Here is a 4,369-nt window from a genome sequence, read left to right on the forward strand (position 1 = left end):
AGAAACGACACTTCACACATGGAGAAACGACACTTCACACAGATGCAGACAATTCAATTGACTGATGTTCAAAGTAAAAATAGGGATTTGTCTGCCCTTAACACCTATTTAACACCTATTTAACACAGTACCCCTGTGGATAACCCGGTTTGCCGTCGAGGGAAGGGCAGAGAGGATGCCGGGAAGAGCCATGAGGCGGAAGGCAAAGTGGCTTCCGTGCCGGCACAAGCGAGAGAGGATGGGCAGACCGCGCACGGACTGCCCGCCAGAGGATGACGCAAACAGCAAGGAAGCATCGGATCGCGGCGGGCTGGACTTTCACGCCTGGGCTTGTCACGGAAAGGCCATGAGCACCCCCGTCACTCCCTCCGTTTCCGTGGTGATCACCGCCTATGACGCGGCCGCGACCATCGGCGACGCGGTCCGCAGCGCGCTAGCAGAGCCCGAGACCGCCGAGGTGATCGTGGTGGACGATGCCTCGCGCGACGCCACGGCGGCGGCGGCCGAAGCTGCGGGCAGGGGCGACGCGCGGCTGAAGGTGATCCGTTGCGCCGTGAACGGCGGCCCGGCCGCGGCCCGCAACCGGGCGCTGGAGGTTGCCGTAGGCACCTTTGTGGCCGTGCTCGACGCCGACGACTTCCTTCTGCCCGACCGCTTCGCGCGGCTCTTGGCGGTGCCGGACTGGGACATGGTGGCCGACAACATCCTGTTTGTGGCCGAGGCGGCCTCGCCGGCCGCACTGCCGCCCCTGCCCCCGGTCACGCCCGCGCTGGTCGATATCGACCTGGCGGGCTTCGTGCGGGCGAACCACTCGGCCCGCGGGACCAACCGGCAGGAATGGGGCTTCCTCAAGCCCGTCATGCGGCGTGATTTCCTGGACGCCCAGGGGCTGCGCTACGACGAGGCCCTGCGTCTGGGCGAGGACTACGACCTTTACGTGCGGATGCTCCAGAAGGGCGCCCGCTTCCGCGTCAGTGCACAGGTCGGCTATGCCGCGCGCTGGCGGGCGGACTCGCTGAGCTCGCGCCACCGCACCGCCGATCTGAAGGCGCTGCACGCCGCGGCCCGCGCTCACCTGGCCCTGCCGGGGCTGAGCGGCGAGGCACGTAGGGTCCTCGATGCCCATGCCGCCGAGCTGCGCCAGCGCTTCCTGTTGCGCGATTTCCTCGATCGCCGCGCACGTGTCGGGCGGGCGGGGGCGGTGCTGTCAGCCCTGGCCCGGCCCGAGACGCTGGTCCCCGTCACGCGCGGCATCCTGTCGGACAAGCTGGCTGCGCGACGCCCAAGTCCCCCAAGCCGGATCGGACGGCTGCTCATCGAAGGTGACAACACGGACAATCCCCAAGCCATTACACATCCATAACGATCGCGTCGGCGAGACTAAGATCTTCTTGGGGAGAACTTGCATGGTAAGGAACTGGCTATTTCGACAGGAGCTTCACCATGGCCAAGTCGCCTTCGGCCGTATAGATGCTGCGGGCGTCTGGGCTGCCGGTTATCGCGGCATCAGCCACTTTGTGGCTTGGTCCAAGAATTGAGGATGGGCATGAACTATCGCTCCCTTGCGGATCTGAACGACACAATCCTACACAACCTGCACCGTCTGCCGCAGGACATTGATCTTGTTGTTGGCATTCCGCGCAGCGGCCTCTTGGCCGCCAATCTGCTCAGCCTACTGAAAAACATTCCTTTGACCGATCTCGACAGTTTTCTCGAGGGGCGGATCTACACTTCCGGGACCACTAAGCGCTATGCTGGGCTTGAACGTGGAATTGCGGATATGCGCCGGATCTTGATCCTGGATGACAGCATAAGCGGCGGCAACGCAATGCGCGAGGCACGCAAGCGTGTCGAGAGTTCGGGGATTGGAGGCAGGACTGGGGCCGAGATCCTCTTTGCTGCCATATATAGTGTCCAAACCAAACATCCCGAGGCCGATTTAGTTTTCGAGCAGGTCAGGCTGCCGCGTATCTTCCAATGGAACTTCATGCATCATGTGATGCTGGAGAAAAGCTGCGTGGACATCGACGGGGTGCTGTGCCTTGATCCGACCGAGCAGCAGAACGACGATGGTGAGGCTTACCAGCAATTCCTCAGAGAGGCGCTGCCGCTGCACGGAAGCTCGCGTCGGATCGGCTGGCTGGTCACCAGCCGGCTGGAGAAATACCGTCACCTGACCGAGGCTTGGCTGCAGGCTCAAGGCATCGAATACGGACAGCTTGTCATGCTCGACCTACCCTCGGCAGCCGAGCGACGACGACTGGGGGCGCATGGTAGCTTCAAGGCCGAGTTCTACCGTAAGTCGGACGCGACGTTGTTCATCGAAAGCGAGCACGAGCAGGCCGAGACAATTGCGCGGCTATCAGGAAAGCCAGTCCTGTGCATTGAGACGAACCAGATCCACCTACCTAACGGCTTGTCGCCCGTCGCAGTCCGCCAGCAGATGCGCAACATGCCGGCACGGCTGCGAAAGCGAAGACAGGCAGCAGGCGAGAGGGCGAAGAGCGTTGCTCGCACCCTCTTGGGCGAAAGCGGCTATCTGGCCCTGAAGAAGCTGGTTCGCCCGCAAGCCAGAGGTTGACCGGGGCAGAGCGGGTGGATTGTTCCTGCCCGGATTTGCGTGCGACCTCTTTGCCGAGAGACAGCATCTGCTGTAAAGCCGCCGCCGCGATCAGGTAACTGGCGCCCGCAGCCTTGCTTCACGAGAAGCAAGGGATCTGGGCGCATCGCTTTGGAAGGGCGGACAGTGACACAGGACAGCACGGTCTTTGATCCGCCGGACGGATCGCTGCGCAGGTCGGTCGGCCGCGGGGCGCTGGCGACCGGCGGTGCCCAAGGCGTCAGGCTCGCCTGCCAGTTCGCCTCGGTCATTGTCATGTCGCGCCTGCTCGCGCCCGAGGATTTCGGGATCGTCGCCATGGCCGCGCCGGTCATGGGCTTTGTGGGGCTGTTCCAGGATCTCGGCCTGATGCAGGCGACCGTGCAGAAGAAGCGCATCACTCATGCCGAGGTGAACGTGCTCTTCTGGATCAACCTGGCGGTCAGCGTCCTGCTGGCGGTACTGCTGGTGCTGGCTGCGCCCTTGGTCGCGCGCTTCTATAACGAACCCGTTGTCGGCGTGCTGGTCGCGGCGATGAGCGTACAGCTTCTTCTTGGGGGCGCGGGGGGGCAGCATCATGCCCTTCTCAACCGAAGGATGGAGTTCGGCCGGATCGCCGCGCTGGACAGCGTGGTCGCTGTTCTCGGGCTTGCGGTGTCGATCGCCTGGGCGCTTGTGGACCCGAGCTTCTGGGCGCTTTACGCCGGGGGCATCGCGATGGCCCTGTCGGGCACCTTAGGGGGCTGGCTCCTGTCGCGCTGGCGGCCGGGCCTGCCGCAGTGGGCGGCGGGTGCGGGCGGGCTCGTCAATTTCGGCGCCGGGATTACGGGGTTCAACTTCGCCAACTTCTTTGCCCGCAATCTCGACAACGTCATGATCGGCCGCTACCGCGGCAACGAGGAGTTGGGGCTGTACGACCGCGCCTACAAACTGCTGTTGTTCCCGCTGCAGCAGGTCACCAATCCTTTGTCCAAGGTCATGGTGCCGGCGTTGTCACGGATGATGGACGAGCCGCATCGCTATCGCCATGCCTATCTGCGGGTTGCGCCCATCCTGCTGCTGGTCACGCTGCCGGGAGTGGCGATGGCGGTTGCCCTGGCTGATGTGCTGGTGCCCTTCGCGCTGGGGCAGCAATGGGCTGGCAGTGCGCTCATCTTTCAGGCGCTCGGCTTTGCGGGGCTTCTGCAGCCACTCAACAACCCGGCCGGCTGGCTGTTTATCAGCCAGGGCCGTTCGTCCGAGTTCATGCGCTGGGGCATCGTCACGGCCGTGACCTCGGTCGTGGCCTTCGCCATCGGTCTGCCTTATGGCGCCTATGGCGTGGCGGTGGCCTATGCCGCCAGCGAATACCTACGCACGCCCCTCCTTTGGCTCTATGTCGGCCGACGCGGCCCCGTTCGTGCCGGGGACATTGCCCGCGCGGCCTTTCCCTTCGTCGTGGGCGCGCATCTGGCGATCGGTCTTCTCTGGGGGGCGCGGCCCTATCTGCCGGAAGCGCCTCTGGCCGCTCTCGTTCTTGGCACCCTGCTGTCCTATTCGCTGGTCATTGCCTTCGCCCTGCTGTTCGAGCCGGGCCGGCGGACGCTCGGGGAATCCCTGCGCCTGCTGCGCCGCCATCAAGCCGTGGCTGCGTAAGGCTGCCTGCGGCACTTGCAGGCAACCGGGCTTCAGTCCCTCTCCCCGAAGATTTCCAGCAACTGGTCGATCTGATGGGCGGGGTTCATCTCGGGGCGATTCGCATGCGCACGGGCGGCTTGCGATTTTTCGGCA

The 4,369-nt window shown here is 64.1% G+C and carries 3 protein-coding genes; all 3 read left to right on the top strand.

Translation table 11 applies throughout. From position 1 onward, the window contains the following. Nucleotides 1-346: 346 nt before the first annotated feature. The 3 genes from BLQ03_RS17410 to BLQ03_RS17420 all read left to right on the top strand — a co-directional run bounded on the left by BLQ03_RS17410 (nucleotide 347) and on the right by BLQ03_RS17420 (nucleotide 4,234). A complete protein-coding gene (locus tag BLQ03_RS17410; RefSeq protein WP_090757556.1) occupies nucleotides 347-1,363 on the top strand; it encodes a glycosyltransferase family 2 protein in 1,017 nt (338 codons plus the stop codon). Between the two features lie 183 nt (nucleotides 1,364-1,546). Beyond that, nucleotides 1,547-2,581 (top strand): phosphoribosyltransferase, encoded by a 1,035-nt coding sequence (locus BLQ03_RS17415; RefSeq protein WP_175558943.1) that lies wholly within the window; start codon nucleotides 1,547-1,549, stop codon nucleotides 2,579-2,581. Nucleotides 2,582-2,746: 165 nt separating this feature from the next. Beyond that, nucleotides 2,747-4,234 carry a lipopolysaccharide biosynthesis protein gene (locus BLQ03_RS17420; protein ID WP_090757558.1) on the top strand — a complete coding sequence of 496 codons (1,488 nt, stop codon included), beginning with the start codon at nucleotides 2,747-2,749 and terminating at the stop codon, nucleotides 4,232-4,234. Nucleotides 4,235-4,369 lie beyond the last annotated feature (135 nt).

This window comes from Paracoccus chinensis (genome assembly GCF_900102885.1).
GTDB classification, from domain to species: Bacteria; Pseudomonadota; Alphaproteobacteria; order Rhodobacterales; family Rhodobacteraceae; genus Paracoccus; species Paracoccus chinensis.